Here is a 14,071-nt window from a genome sequence, read left to right on the forward strand (position 1 = left end):
CGTTGATATATTACCCCGCATTAACGGGCAGTAAAACTCCCACCTTAAAATTCGCCTGGAGCAAAGAGGTTAGGTGGGAGATAAACTGCCCATAAATGCCCGATTGGTTCAACTAATAATCAGTGGGGATGCCCCCACTGATTAAAGTTTCACTTTATCGCTTCTCAATCGCCACAATAAATGGTGGGTTATTTTGCTGGTTAATGAAGCCGTATCGCAGTACGTGCGCTTGTTTTTGGTCTAGTTCTTCGGCAAATTTGAGAACAGCGTCGCGTTCTACTTGTCCTTCTGGATGTCCGTGGTAAATAACAAGGACGATGATACCTTCAGGTGCCATTACTTCTAATAATTGTTCGATCGCTGAGATTGTTGAGTTCGGTTTTGTAACGATATGCTTGTCTCCGCCTGGAAGGTAACCTAAGTTGAAAATTGCGCCTGTTACTTTTCCTTTTGCATCTTCCGGTAATACGGATAGAAGCGTATCGTGACTATCGTGAACTAAAACAGTACGTTCAAAAAGCTCTTTTTCTTTTAGACGAGTTGTTGAGCTTTCAATTGCCTCTTTTTGAATATCAAATCCAAATACTTTTCCGTTATCTCCAACGATTTCAGCTAGGAAGCAAGTGTCATGGCCGTTTCCTAAAGTTGCATCTACAGCGTAATCGCCTTCTTTTACTGCCGTTTGCAGAAGCGAGCGAGCAAACGGTAATACACGTTCTAATTTCATTTTTGTTTCTCCTCATTTGCATATTTTCCTTGCCAGCTTCCGCGGCGCACAAATTCTGCATCGATGGAATTTAATACTTCCCATTTATTTAAGCTCCACATTGGGCCAATCATTAAATCAGGTGGACCGTCACCTGTGATACGGTGCACAATTACGTCTTCTGGAATAATTTCAAGTTGGTCAACAACGAGACTTACGTAATCCTCAAGAGAAAGGAACTCGAGTGGTCCTTTTTCATATTGCTTCACCATTGGCGTTCCTTTTAATAAGTGAAGTAAGTGGATTTTAATTCCTTGTACGTCAAGCTTCGCTACTTCACGAGCTGTTTCCATCATCATGTCGTAATCTTCAAGTGGAAGGCCGTTAATAATATGAGAACAAACTCGAATGCCGTGCTTACGTAATTTATTTACACCTTCCACATAAGACGGATAATCGTGAGCGCGATTAATAAGATTTGCAGTACGTTCATGAACAGTCTGTAGTCCGAGTTCAACCCAAAGGTAAGTGCGTTTATTTAAGTCCGCTAAATATTCAACAACATCGTCTGGTAAACAATCTGGACGAGTTGCGATAGAAAGACCGACAACGTCTTTTTCTGCTAGAAGCGGTTCGAATTTTTCTTTTAACACTTCAAGTGGTGCATGTGTATTTGTGTAAGCCTGGAAATAAGCGATACATTTTCCATCTTTCCACTTTGAGCGCATTTTTTCTTTCATTTCATGATATTGCGTTATAACATCATCGCGGCGATCGCCAGCGAAGTCACCAGATCCAGCAGCACTGCAAAATGTACAACCGCCATAAGCAACTGTACCGTCACGGTTCGGGCAATCGAAGCCAGCATCTAATGAAACTTTAAAGATTTTTTCACCAAATTCATTTCGTAAATGATAATTCCATGTATGATAACGTTTATTGTCGTTTGTATATGGAAAAGGGTTTTGAACCTTCATTACTTTCCCTCCTAAGCCGAGTCAAAATAACACAAAATCCATTATAACATACTCATAAGGTTCATAAGGAAGGGACACACTAAAGGGGAATTGAAGCAAGGAGGGACAATTATGGCAGAGCGTCAATCACTTGAATCGTATATTACACAAGCGGAACAAGCGGTGGAATATGCGAAAGAACAATTAGACCAAGGTATGAGACAAGAGCATTATAATACGATGGAGTATTCGGATGCGCAGTTGCAATTAGAACAAGCATATAACGATTTACAAACGATGCAACAACATGCGAATGATGAGCAACGTGAGCAATTAAATAGAGCACGTATGGCAATTCGCCAATTGCAACATCAAATGATTATTACACCGCACTAATAAGGAGTGAATGTAATGGCGAAACGTTCAGATCAAAATAACCCAGAGCAAAAAACACAAAATGGACATAACGCTGAGTTTTCGAATGAACTTGATCCGATTGTTCAAGTAAAACAGCGTAATAGTAAAAAAGGACAACCTCAAAAATCGAAACAATCAGAGTAAACCAGGTCGAAATATGACCTGGTTTTATTTTGCTATATGACAATAATGTAAGATTTATGTAAGGTTTGTCGATAGTTGTGAACAGCTTTCTCCAGTAGAGTAAGGAAGGATTAAATTTTATACAAGGAGTTGCTTTATGGGGAACAATATTACAAACAAGCGAATTGATGAGTTAGATTACATTCGTGGCTTTGCATTACTGGGGATTATTTTAGTAAATATTCTTGCACTACTTCATATTAAAATCCCAGATCCTAATACAGTGGATGCGAGCTATCAAAGGTTTCTATACTTATTTGTAGAAGGTCGTTTCTTCTCAATCTTCTCATTCTTATTTGGAGTAGGATTTTATATCTTTATTTCAAGAGCGATTGCGAAAGGGAAAAATGGCTATGTTTTATTTTTACGTCGCTTAGTAGCATTATTTATTTTTGGTTTAATTCATCAAATGTTTCAGCCTGGGGAAGCGCTGGCGTTATACGCAATTTGCGGATTAATCGTTTTACCGTTTTATAAAGCGAAAAAAGCAGTGAACCTAGTACTAGGACTTATTTTGACAATTGCCTTCAGTGTAATGGGAGTTAAAGAACTATTACCACTTGGCTTAATTTTATTAGGGCTTGCTGCAGGACAATATCGTGTATTTGAAAACCTTGTGCAAAATATAAAGAAAGTCGCTATTTTTACAGGTATTATGTTTGTTTTAAGTGTCATAGCTGTATGGTATCAATATAGGCACGTTCCTGCTGAACCATTTATAAATATGGTACTTGAGAATGAGGATGGAACAATGAATGCTGCAAGCCAATTTTTAAAAATTGGTGTTACAGTTGGACCGATTATTTCAGCTTTCTATGTTGGAGCATTAATTTTATTACTTCAATTAAAACCAGTTCAAACATTGTTAGCACCACTGAAATATTATGGCCGAATGGCTTTAACGAATTATATTGGACAAACTGCAATGATTTTAATCGCAGGAAGTGTATTTAACTTTGCAGAAAACTTAACTTACATGCAGACGTTATATGTATGTATTGCAATTTATGCAATTCAAATTGTATTTAGCGTAATTTGGATGAAAATCTTTAAAATGGGTCCATTAGAATGGATTTGGCGTGTTATTACCTATTGGACGGTAACACCTTTAAAGAAATAAAGAGAGAAGTGGGCTGTTCCTTTTGTGGAACAGCCCATTTTTATTGTCATCTTTTTCGGTAAGTCGCTATTCCTTCGCGGATCGCCGATATATATTGAAAATCGCTAATAAAATTTCATTTATCAACGAACCTTACACACTTATCTTTTTTATATTACAAAAGTGTAAGGTAAATGTAATGTTAACAAATAGCAGTTCGCCTCTAAAAAGCGCAAAATAGGTAATGGAAAAACAAGCGTAGGAGGATATATATGACGAAACCAGTTGTAGACGTGAAAAACGTCCAAAAAGTGTACGGTAAAAAAGGTGAGAACCAATCACATGCGTTAAAAGGTGTTTCATTCTCAATTCAAGAGGGTGAGTTTGTAGGGATTATGGGACCATCTGGTTCTGGTAAAACGACATTATTAAACGTAATTTCAACACTTGATAAAGCAACGGGCGGCGTTGTTGAAATTGCGGGTACGGATATTACGAAAATGAAGCAAGGTGAACTTTCTGATTTCCGTTCACAAAAATTAGGATTCATTTTCCAAGACTTTAACTTATTAGAGAACTTATCTATTTATGAAAACATCGCACTTCCATTATCTCTTCAAGGTGTCGCGTCACGTAATATTGGACCGAAAGTAGAAAAAGTAGCGGATATGTTAGGGATTACAGAAATTCTTCAAAAGTATCCATCTGAAGTATCTGGTGGACAGAAACAACGTTCAGCAGCAGCACGTGCGTTAGTGCATGAACCTGCAATTATTTTAGGGGACGAGCCAACAGGAGCGCTTGATTCTAAAAATGCAACGAGTTTACTTGATGCGATGACAAACTTAAATAAAGATCAAGGCGTATCTATTATGATGGTTACACATGATCCGTATAGTGCAAGTTACTGTCAGCGTATTTTATTCATTCAAGATGGTGAGCTATATAAAGAAATTCACCGCGACGGTACACGTGAAGAGTTTTATAAAGAAATTTTAGATGTGCTTGCGGACTTAGGTACACAAAAAGCGTAAGAAGGGAGGTTCTAGAGCATGTTATTCAAACTTTCCATGTCAGGGCTAAAGAGTAAGCTAAAAGATTACATCGTCTTACTTGTCGGTCTTGTCATGTCGATTTCAATTTTTTATATGTTTCAAACGTTAGCACTAAATGAATCATTTCTTGAATCTAATTCAGTGATTAAATCAATCGGATTTGTATTCCAAGCAGGTTCATTTTTATTAGCAATCATAACGTTCTTCTATATTTTATATGCGAACTCTTTCTTACTATCTCTTCGTCAAAAAGAGTTTGGTATGTATATGATGTTAGGAGCAAAAAAGCATAAAGTTACATTACTTATGTTTATTGAGACAATTGTATTAGGCGCCGCGTCTCTTGCGATCGGTATTACAGTTGGTGTAGGACTTGCAGAAGGTATCGGTCAATTATTAATGAAACAATTAGAATTTGCTGGTGAAGGCTATAAAGCATTTTACCTGCCATCAATGACCGTTACTTGTATTTTCTTCTTTGCATTATTTGTACTATCAGCAATTATGAACAGTATTAAGTTATCACGTATTTCTGTATTGCAACTTGTACATGCAGATGCACAAACAGAACGTGTTGCAGTAAAAGGAAAAATGACAGGTTTAGTTGCATTCCTAGCGGTTATTTTATTAGGAATTGGCTATGCATCAATGATTTATATGGAAAAATTAAGAGAGATGGGAATCCTTATTGCATTAATTACAACAACAGCTGGTACTTACATGCTATTTGGATCACTTCTTCCAGTCATTATTAAAAAGTTAAAAAGTAATAAAAAGCGTAGTGAAAAAGGACTTAATGCTTTTACATTTGCACAATTAAATTTCCGTATTAATAGCTTAACGAAAGTACTTGCTACGGTAGCGATGTTAGTTGCTCTTGGAGCTGGTGCAATTTCAGGTGGTATGGCGTTTAAAAATAACGTTATAAAAATGGTTGATGGTTTAGTAATCTATGATTCAGTAGTTCACAATCCGACAGCTGAAGAAAAGAAAATTTTAGACGGTATTACATTTAAAGAGAAAAGCGAATATCGTTACAAAGTAGATGATAAATACGTTTACTATGTAAAAGAAGATTTAGAGAAAAATCGTCCTTTAGTAAAAGATATGGAAAATATGAAGTCGATGAAGGATTTAGTAAATACGAAGAAGGCTTCACAGGAATTACCAGTAGGCGCAGTTTCTAGAGAAATGAATGAAAAAGATGCGAACGCTAAAGAACTTCCAGAAGAATGGGTCGATGCTTTTAGCACAATTCATCCATATTATATATACGAAGATCATGCGATTAAAATTGTAGATCAAAAAATGTACGATGGGATAAGTGGTAAAGAAGGTATAGCATTTATCGGAAAAGCAGATGATTTCTTAACATATACAAAAGAATGGAAAAAACTTGACGAGTTGCAACTAGATAAATATAAAAATGTAACAGCTGAAAGAATGAACAGTAAATATCAATCTTACGACATGTTCTATGGTGTTGCGAGCGGAACAGTGTTTATGGGCTTCTTCCTTGGAATTGCTTTCTTAGCAATGATGGCAAGCTGTCTTATGTTCAAAATTCTTTCTGGTGCATCAAAAGATATTACGCGTTATCAAATGCTTCGTAAAATCGGTGTACGCCGTGAATTATTAACGAAATCAATTTATAAAGAGTTATTCTTAGTATTCTTATTCCCAGCAATTGTGGGTATTGCTCACGTATTAGTTGGTATGAATATTTTCGGATTTATTTTAGTCGATCCGTACTTCCGTATTTGGGTACCAATCGTAATTTTCGTAGTTATTTACACGATTTATTACCTTATTACAGTTCAATTGTATAAAGGAATTGTTCTTCCGAAAGAAGATTAATAAAAAACCGAGCGAAATCGCTCGGTTTTTATTATTTTCAGAAAAAACACTTTAATGTTACTGAAATGTATAATATAATGTAAATAAGTAACGTAATATAAAAGTAGAAGCAGCTGGATAAGGAAAGGAGGAATCCAATCTATAGAAAGAAGCTGAACTTTTATCCCCTATTTCTTTTCTAACCATAACGTATTTGTACAATTGTAAATTTCCAAATTGAAAACTGCTTGGATCACAAAAGTATATTGTGAAAATAATGGATAATACATGGAAATCTCATAGCATGATAAGGTAAAATGGACAACATGATGAGAAAATTACCGTTCATAAGATGAGGAGAATACATGTATGGAAGTTGTAGAGGCATTAAAAGATATAAACCAAATTGAGGCTATGAAAAAATATTTAAAAGAGCACTCCCAGCGAGATTATCTTTTATTTGTTATTGGAATTAACACAGGATTAAAAATTACAGAACTACTTAGTATGAAATTTGAAGATGTATTACATGAAGACGGGACTGTTAAAGAGTTTTATACTCTTCCTGTGAAAGATGAAAAATTTAAACAAGATATTTATTTAAATACAAAAGTAAAAGAAGCGCTTTTAGATTACGTACAATCTATTGGCGTTAAAAGAGAAAATTACGTATTTCAATCTAATAAAACGCCAAATTCAATTACGCGCCAACAAGCGTATCGTGTAATTCATAATGCTGCAGAAGCAGTTGGAGTTGTTGGTAAAATCGGAACGAATTCAATGCGAAAAACGTTTGGATTTCATGCATACAAAAGAGGGATAGCGATTGCGCTATTGCAAAAACATTTTCATCACGCGACTCCATCAGAGACGTTAAAGTATTTAGGTATCTCAAAGGATGAGACCTTTAAAACGGAGATTGATGTCGATTTATAAAAGCTGTAACTAAAAAATTAGGGGGCGGAAAATATGAATATTAGAGAGAGTGAACTGCCGGGTATTGGATGTAAGTTTGAAGTGATTACAAAAGGTAATGAAAAGATGGTTATCGTTATTCATGATGATGGCCGAAGAGAAATGTACCATTTTGATGCGGATCATGAGGAGAGTATTTCAAGCGTCTCTCTTCGTGATTCCGAAGCGAGACAAATTGCAGCTATATTGGGCGGAATGGTATATAGACCACAAGCTTTAGATACGATTGAAATGGCTTTTGAAGGATTATCAATAGAGTGGTTTAAGGTGGAAAATAATGCACCAGTCGTACAAAAAACAATTGGTAGTTTACATGTCCGAAACACATATAATGTAACAATCATTGCCATTTTGAAAAAGAATATGAAGAAGTTCTTTAATCCAGGCCCAGATTCTATCATTGAAGCTGGCGATATGCTTGTATTATCAGGCGAAAGACATGAAGTAAAAAGAATTATTAATGAGTTGCTTTCAGTAGGAGGGGATTCATAATCGATGGATACTTTAATCTTTGAAGTTGGAACTGCGTTAGTATTAGTCGCTTTTGCAGCTATTCTCGCTGCAAAGTTAAAGTTCTCGATTATTCCGTTTCTCATTATACTCGGTATGCTAGTGGGGCCTCATGCCCCAGATTTAGGGCTTATCGATTTAAGATTTATTGAAAGCGGAGAAGTTATTTCCTTCCTCGGCCGTGTTGGCGTTATATTCCTCTTATTCTATTTAGGCTTAGAATTCTCAATTAAAAAATTAATTAAATCAGGAAAATCAATTGCTTTTGGGGGAACTGTTCATATATCACTTAATTTTATATTAGGTTTACTTTACGGATATATAATGGGTTTCCCCTTATTAGAAACATTAATTATTGCTGGGATCATAACAATTTCATCGAGTGCAATTGTTGCGAAAGTAATTGTTGATTTAAGAAGATCTGGTAATAAAGAGACGGAGCTAATTTTAGGAATCATTATGTTTGACGATATCTTTTTAGCGGTATATTTATCAGTCGTTTCAGGATTAGTACTCGGAGGGGCAACGTCATTTGTAGGTGCTCTTACATCCATTTTAATTGCAGTAGGATATATGTTACTATTCTTTGTAGTTGCTAGAAAAGCTACACGATTTTTAAATAAAATGTTAGATATTTCATCCAATGAAATTTTTATTATCGTAATATTCGCTATTTTGTTCTTCGTAGCAGGATTTTCAGAAACGATTCATGTTGCAGAGGCGATTGGAGCATTATTATTAGGGCTCGTCTTTTCTGAAACAGAGCATAGTGATCGAATTGAACAGCTCGTTGTTCCGTTTCGTGATTTCTTTGGAGCTATATTCTTTTTCAGCTTCGGTTTAAGTATAGACCCATTTTCGCTTGGAGGAGCAGTGTGGTTGGCATTAGGAGCAGTTTTCATTACTCTTATCGGTAATTTTACTGCTGGAATGGTTGCGGGACGTAAAGCCGGGTTATCACATAAGGCTTCTACAAATATCGGTTTAACACTTGTATCACGCGGAGAATTTTCCATTATCGTCGCTAATATTGGAATTGCGGGCGGCTTAATGGCAATGATTAAACCGTTCTCAGCTTTGTATGTTTTAATATTGGCATCGTTAGGACCTTTGTTAACGAAAGAATCTGGGAGAATATATTCCTTATTAGATAAAATATTTAAATGGAGCGCTAAAGAAAGTGCGAAGAGAGAAAAAGAAGTTGGATAGTAGAAATAAGGGAGACTGCATGAACTTTATGCAGTCTCCCTTATTTCTATATTGTTACGGATTTCGTTTTTTGTCGGTAAGTCGATATATTTAGAAAATCGCTGATATATTTCAAGTTGTGGTCGATATAATTGGAAAATCGCTGATATATTTTCAAGCAGGGATAAATATAATTTCATTTACCGATAAACCATTATCTGAATTTCATCAACTATTAATCAGTTGCCTTCCTATTTAAAAACGACTACAATTTTACTGTTATATATGAACGAAAAAAATAGAATAGGAGGGGAAACTATGCCAAGGAAAGTATGGCTATTAGTAGCTGGGATGATTATTAATGTCACGGGTGCTTCTTTTTTATGGCCTTTTAATACAATTTATTTGCATGATCACCTAGGAAAATCTTTATCTGTGGCCGGGATGGTACTAATGATCAACTCGCTTACTGGTGTAATCGGAAACTTGCTCGGCGGTGTTTTATTTGATAAATGGGGCGGTTATAAATCAATTTTAGTAGGGATTGTCATTACACTCGTATCGATTTTAGGTCTTGTGTTCTTCCACGGTTGGCCGTTATATGTTGTGTGGCTAGCGTTAATCGGCTTCGGTTCTGGGATGGTCTTCCCATCGATGTATGCGATGGTTGGTACGGTTTGGCCAGAGGGCGGAAGACGAGCGTTTAATGCGATGTACGTTGGACAAAACGTTGGTATTGCGATTGGAACAGCGTGTGGTGGTTTAGTTGCTTCATATCGTTTTGATTATATTTTCTTAGCGAACTTTATTTTATACTTTGTTTTCTTCTTAATTGCTTTTATTGGATTCCGTGGTATGGAAGACAAGAAAGAGCCAGGAGTGCAAAAAGAAGTTGAGACAAAAAAAGGTTGGTCACTTACACCTGGATTCAAAGCACTTCTTATCGTATGTGTAGCATATGCTTTATGCTGGGTTACATACGTACAGTGGCAAGGAGCGATTGCAACACATATGCAAGAATTGAATATTAGCCTTCGTCACTATAGTTTATTATGGACGATAAACGGAGCGATGATTGTTTGTGCGCAGCCACTTGTTAGTATGCTAATTCGCTGGATGAAGCGTTCTTTAAAACAGCAAATTATGATTGGAATCTTCATTTTTGCGGCGTCATTCATTGTGTTAAGTCAAGCGCAGCAATTTACGATGTTCCTCGTTGCGATGGTAACATTAACAATTGGTGAGTTATTTGTATGGCCTGCGGTTCCAACGATTGCAAATATACTTGCACCAAAAGATAAATTAGGGTTTTATCAAGGGGTCGTAAATAGTGCGGCGACTGTAGGGAAAATGTTCGGGCCGGTCGTTGGCGGAGCAATTGTAGATTTATACAATATGGAAGTATTGTTTATAGCAATCATGGTAATGCTTGTAGTAGCGCTTATAGCAACGAGTATTTATGATAAACGAGTAAAAGTAGAAGAAACAGTTGAAGAAAAAATTGCAGTTTAGTTTGACGGAACATGTTCACATGTTTTAGAATATATTTAAATAAAACAACCTTTAGAACAAGGGAGATAGCTCGGCTGTCTTAAGATGAATTCGTTAGTTATTAAGAGTAACGATTAACCGAGAAGTCCTCGCTTTAAGTAAGTCCTTAAGAGATACTAGGTGAAGGATAGTTCACTTAACTTATATGTGTAATAACAGTGAGAAGGAGTAGTAGTAATAGAAGCTGGTTTAGAGAGTTGACGGTCGGTGCAAGTCAATCCACGTTTCGTTATGAACTCGCCTTTGAGTTGCAGTTGTGAAACTAATAGTAGCAATTGCCGTTAATCCACGTTACGGATCTAAGCGAATGTATATTTTTACATTAATTTAGGGTGGTACCGCGGGAATCTATAACCTCTCGTCCCTTTCTAGGGATGAGAGGTTTTTTGTATTTTGGGCGGTGAAAATAAATAGAATTTCAAGGAGGGTATCTCATGAACTTTAATCATCAAGACATTGAGAAGAAGTGGCAAGGGTACTGGGAAGAGAATAAAACATTCCGTACGCCAGATGAGACAGAAAAACCAAAATTTTATGCACTAGATATGTTCCCATATCCATCAGGTGCAGGCTTACACGTAGGACATCCAGAAGGTTATACAGCGACAGATATTTTATCTCGTATGAAGCGTATGCAAGGGTATAACGTTCTTCATCCAATGGGATGGGATGCATTCGGTCTTCCAGCAGAGCAATATGCACTTGATACTGGAAACAGTCCGGCAGAATTTACAGAGATTAATATTAATACGTTCCGTAATCAAATTAAAGCATTAGGCTTCTCTTATGATTGGGATCGTGAAGTAAATACAACAGATCCAAACTACTACAAGTGGACACAATGGATCTTCCTAAAACTATTTGAAAAAGGTTTAGCTTACGTTGATGAAGTACCTGTAAACTGGTGCCCAGCGCTTGGTACAGTACTTGCAAACGAAGAAATCATTGACGGTAAGAGTGAGCGCGGCGGACATCCAGTTGAGCGTCGTCCGATGAGACAGTGGATGTTAAAAATTACAGCTTACGGAGATCGTCTATTAGAAGATCTAGATGAGCTTGATTGGCCAGAAAGCTTAAAAGATATGCAACGTAACTGGATTGGTCGTTCTGAAGGCGCAGAAGTACACTTCAATATCGACGGTACAGACGAGAAATTCACAGTTTTCACAACGCGCCCTGATACATTATTCGGTGCAACATACTGTGTACTTGCTCCGGAACATGCACTTGTTGCTGAAATTACAACAGCGGAACAAAAAGAAGCAGTAGAAGCTTACATTAACGCTGTAAAAATGAAGAGTGACCTAGAACGTACAGAACTTGCGAAAGAAAAAACTGGTGTATTCACTGGTGCTTACGCAGTTAATCCAGTAAACGGTGAGAAATTACCAATCTGGATCGCTGATTACGTTCTTGCAACTTACGGAACGGGCGCTGTAATGGCAGTTCCAGCTCACGATGAGCGTGACTATGAATTCGCATCAGTATTCAATCTGCCAATGAAGGAAGTTGTAAAAGGCGGAGACATTACGAAAGAAGTGTACACAGGTGATGGTGCACACGTAAACTCAGCATTCCTTGATGGTTTAAATAAAGAAGAAGCAATCGCAAAAATGATTGAATGGCTTGAAGTAACGAGCGCAGGAAATCAAAAAGTAACGTACCGTCTACGTGACTGGTTATTCAGCCGTCAACGTTATTGGGGTGAGCCAATTCCAGTAATTCACTGGGAAGATGGCACAATGACAGCTGTGAAAGAAGAAGAATTACCATTAGTTCTTCCGAAAACAGAAAACATCCGTCCTTCAGGTACAGGTGAATCACCACTTGCTAACATTGACGAGTGGGTAAATGTTGTTGATCTTGAAACTGGTAAAAAAGGTCGTCGTGAAACGAATACAATGCCACAATGGGCTGGTAGCTGCTGGTATTACCTACGTTACATCGATCCAAACAATAGCGAAGCGCTTGTAGATCCTGAAAAAGTAAAACAATGGCTTCCAGTTGATATTTATATCGGCGGGGCGGAGCATGCCGTACTTCACTTACTATATGCTCGTTTCTGGCATAAAGTATTATACGATATCGGTGTGGTTCCAACGAAAGAGCCGTTCCAACAATTATTCAACCAAGGTATGATTCTAGGTGAAAACAACGAGAAAATGAGTAAATCAAAAGGTAACGTTGTAAACCCTGATGATATCGTAGCAAGCCACGGTGCAGATACACTTCGTCTATACGAAATGTTCATGGGACCATTAGATGCTTCAATCGCTTGGTCTGAAAATGGTCTTGATGGAGCTCGTCGTTTCCTAGACCGCGTATGGCGTCTATTCATTCAAGATAGCGGTGAATTAAGTGAGAAAATTACTGATGCACCAAATAAAGAACTTGAAAAAGCTTACCACCAAACAGTGAAGAAAGTAACAGAAGACTATGTAGAGCTTCGCTTCAATACAGCGATTTCTCAAATGATGGTATTCATCAATGATGCATACAAAGCTGAAACACTTCCAAAAGAATATGTAGAAGGTTTCGTAAAAATGATTGCACCAGTTGCACCTCACATTGGGGAAGAACTATGGAGCAAACTTGGATACAATGAAACAATCACATATGCAAGCTGGCCAACATTTGATGAGGCTAAACTTGTAGAAGATGAAGTTGAAATCGTTGTTCAAGTTATGGGTAAAGTTCGCGCGAAACTAACAATGAGTAAAGATGCATCAAAAGACGAGATGGAAAAACTCGCACTTGAAGCAATTCAAGACCAAATTGAAGGGAAAACAGTTCGTAAAGTAATTGTTGTTCCTGGAAAACTTGTTAACATTGTTGCAAATTAATTCATTCTAAATAAAAGCTCAGAGTATTTATACTCTGAGCTTTTTTGTGTAGAAAATAATCTCAGGATCACCTTCATCTAAATTTTCAATTATTCCACTACGTACAAATAAAAGAGCGGAATTCCAATACAGACAAACACCTATTTTTCTATAGGAAATATGATAAAAAAGGTAGGCTAAATTGAGTAGAAGAGGTGAAAGGAATGAAAGGGATGGACAATAATGCACCACATGGTTTCTTCGGGAGTGGGTCGGATAGTTATGAACAAATGATGTTAATGGGAGGAGGACAACAAGGATACGGTGGAATTCCGAGCTGGATGGGCGGAACACCTGGAGGGTTTTCTACATCAGTAGCGGGTGTACAAACTGGAATTCCAACATTAACAGGAGGATTTCCATCATCGGTAGCCGGAGTGCAAACTGGAATCCCGACATTTGTTGGCGGAGCAGCGGGAGGAGTACCAGTAGGAGTACCAACTACATTTCCTTCTTTTGTTGGAGGAGTGCAGACAGGATTTCCGGTACCAGGAGTAGGTGTTGTAGCAGGCGGAGTAGGTGGTTATCCGCAAGGTATTCACGGTCACCATGTACATCACCATCATCAAGGCCAACACGGTCACCATGTACACCATCACCACCAAGGCCAACACGGTCATCATGGACATCACCACCATCAAGGTCAACACGGCCAACATGGACACCACCACCATCAAGGTCAACACGGCCATCATGGACACCATCATCACCAA

Annotated in this window: 12 protein-coding genes, 2 pseudogenes and 1 other annotated feature; of the genes and pseudogenes, 11 read left to right on the forward strand and 3 right to left on the reverse strand. The window is 37.5% G+C overall.

The annotated features are described in order from the left end of the window. Window positions 1-154: 154 nt before the first annotated feature. Window positions 155-727, reverse strand: a complete 573-nt coding sequence (gene mnmM, locus MR170_RS27315; protein WP_000764472.1) for a tRNA 5-(aminomethyl)-2-thiouridylate-methyltransferase MnmM — start codon at window positions 725-727, stop codon at window positions 155-157. Continuing rightward, window positions 724-1,683 (reverse strand): tRNA modification radical SAM protein MnmL/YtqA, encoded by a 960-nt coding sequence (gene mnmL / locus MR170_RS27320; RefSeq protein WP_242310132.1) that lies wholly within the window; start codon window positions 1,681-1,683, stop codon window positions 724-726. The genes mnmM and mnmL overlap by 4 nt, the downstream gene beginning before the upstream one ends. 111 nt (window positions 1,684-1,794) lie before the next feature. On the opposite strand from mnmL, the gene MR170_RS27325 reads away from it, so the two are divergent. The 10 genes from MR170_RS27325 (at window position 1,795) to leuS (ending at window position 13,319) form a co-directional block, all read left to right on the forward strand. Continuing rightward, window positions 1,795-2,058, forward strand: coding sequence for a YtzC family protein (locus MR170_RS27325; RefSeq protein WP_000840869.1), 264 nt, complete (start codon window positions 1,795-1,797; stop codon window positions 2,056-2,058). 15 nt (window positions 2,059-2,073) lie between these two features. Then, complete coding sequence (locus tag MR170_RS27330) at window positions 2,074-2,223, forward strand: hypothetical protein (RefSeq protein ID WP_001129340.1); 150 nt, start codon at window positions 2,074-2,076, stop codon at window positions 2,221-2,223. 136 nt (window positions 2,224-2,359) lie between these two features. Next, window positions 2,360-3,382, forward strand: a complete 1,023-nt coding sequence (locus tag MR170_RS27335; protein WP_242310134.1) for a DUF418 domain-containing protein — start codon at window positions 2,360-2,362, stop codon at window positions 3,380-3,382. A gap of 251 nt (window positions 3,383-3,633) precedes the next feature. Then, a complete protein-coding gene (locus MR170_RS27340) occupies window positions 3,634-4,395 on the forward strand; it encodes an ABC transporter ATP-binding protein (protein WP_000165835.1) in 762 nt (253 codons plus the stop codon). A gap of 18 nt (window positions 4,396-4,413) precedes the next feature. After that, window positions 4,414-6,273, forward strand: a complete 1,860-nt coding sequence (locus MR170_RS27345) for an FtsX-like permease family protein (protein ID WP_242310137.1) — start codon at window positions 4,414-4,416, stop codon at window positions 6,271-6,273. A gap of 348 nt (window positions 6,274-6,621) precedes the next feature. After that, window positions 6,622-7,188 carry a tyrosine-type recombinase/integrase gene (locus tag MR170_RS27350; protein WP_016079999.1) on the forward strand — a complete coding sequence of 189 codons (567 nt, stop codon included), beginning with the start codon at window positions 6,622-6,624 and terminating at the stop codon, window positions 7,186-7,188. A 33-nt stretch (window positions 7,189-7,221) separates the two neighbouring features. Beyond that, window positions 7,222-7,719 carry a cation:proton antiporter regulatory subunit gene (locus MR170_RS27355; protein ID WP_001026053.1) on the forward strand — a complete coding sequence of 166 codons (498 nt, stop codon included), beginning with the start codon at window positions 7,222-7,224 and terminating at the stop codon, window positions 7,717-7,719. Window positions 7,720-7,722: 3 nt separating this feature from the next. Further along, window positions 7,723-8,946 (forward strand): cation:proton antiporter, encoded by a 1,224-nt coding sequence (locus MR170_RS27360; protein ID WP_242310139.1) that lies wholly within the window; start codon window positions 7,723-7,725, stop codon window positions 8,944-8,946. Between the two features lie 297 nt (window positions 8,947-9,243). Next, window positions 9,244-10,437 (forward strand): MDR family MFS transporter, encoded by a 1,194-nt coding sequence (locus MR170_RS27365; RefSeq protein ID WP_001137538.1) that lies wholly within the window; start codon window positions 9,244-9,246, stop codon window positions 10,435-10,437. Between the two features lie 188 nt (window positions 10,438-10,625). After that, window positions 10,626-10,845: a binding site (T-box leader), on the forward strand. Window positions 10,846-10,910: 65 nt separating this feature from the next. After that, the gene (gene leuS / locus MR170_RS27370) at window positions 10,911-13,319 is read left to right on the forward strand and encodes a leucine--tRNA ligase (RefSeq protein ID WP_242310142.1); all 2,409 of its coding nucleotides are present in this window, start codon (window positions 10,911-10,913) and stop codon (window positions 13,317-13,319) included. 27 nt (window positions 13,320-13,346) lie between these two features. On the opposite strand, the pseudogene MR170_RS27375 reads toward leuS, so the two are convergent. Continuing rightward, window positions 13,347-13,427: pseudogene (locus MR170_RS27375) on the reverse strand (GNAT family N-acetyltransferase); the annotation flags it as partial. Between the two features lie 95 nt (window positions 13,428-13,522). On the opposite strand from MR170_RS27375, the pseudogene MR170_RS27380 reads away from it, so the two are divergent. Next, window positions 13,523-14,071 (forward strand): annotated as a pseudogene (locus MR170_RS27380) (hypothetical protein); the annotation flags it as partial.

The organism is Bacillus cereus group sp. BfR-BA-01524, from assembly GCF_022662595.1.
In the GTDB taxonomy this organism is placed as follows: Bacteria; Bacillota; Bacilli; order Bacillales; family Bacillaceae_G; genus Bacillus_A; species Bacillus_A thuringiensis_S.

Excerpts from the sequence above, each read along its gene's own strand:
- mnmM (WP_000764472.1), bottom strand. The coding sequence starts at position 727 with ATGAAATTAGAACGTGTATTACCGTTTGCTCGCTCGCTTCTGCAAACG.
- leuS (WP_242310142.1), top strand. The coding sequence starts at position 10,911 with ATGAACTTTAATCATCAAGACATTGAGAAGAAGTGGCAAGGGTACTGG.
- mnmL (WP_242310132.1), bottom strand. The coding sequence starts at position 1,683 with ATGAAGGTTCAAAACCCTTTTCCATATACAAACGACAATAAACGTTAT.
- MR170_RS27360 (WP_242310139.1), top strand. The coding sequence starts at position 7,723 with ATGGATACTTTAATCTTTGAAGTTGGAACTGCGTTAGTATTAGTCGCT.
- MR170_RS27345 (WP_242310137.1), top strand. The coding sequence starts at position 4,414 with ATGTTATTCAAACTTTCCATGTCAGGGCTAAAGAGTAAGCTAAAAGAT.
- MR170_RS27365 (WP_001137538.1), top strand. The coding sequence starts at position 9,244 with ATGCCAAGGAAAGTATGGCTATTAGTAGCTGGGATGATTATTAATGTC.
- MR170_RS27340 (WP_000165835.1), top strand. The coding sequence starts at position 3,634 with ATGACGAAACCAGTTGTAGACGTGAAAAACGTCCAAAAAGTGTACGGT.
- MR170_RS27355 (WP_001026053.1), top strand. The coding sequence starts at position 7,222 with ATGAATATTAGAGAGAGTGAACTGCCGGGTATTGGATGTAAGTTTGAA.
- MR170_RS27330 (WP_001129340.1), top strand. The coding sequence starts at position 2,074 with ATGGCGAAACGTTCAGATCAAAATAACCCAGAGCAAAAAACACAAAAT.
- MR170_RS27335 (WP_242310134.1), top strand. The coding sequence starts at position 2,360 with ATGGGGAACAATATTACAAACAAGCGAATTGATGAGTTAGATTACATT.
- MR170_RS27350 (WP_016079999.1), top strand. The coding sequence starts at position 6,622 with ATGGAAGTTGTAGAGGCATTAAAAGATATAAACCAAATTGAGGCTATG.
- MR170_RS27325 (WP_000840869.1), top strand. The coding sequence starts at position 1,795 with ATGGCAGAGCGTCAATCACTTGAATCGTATATTACACAAGCGGAACAA.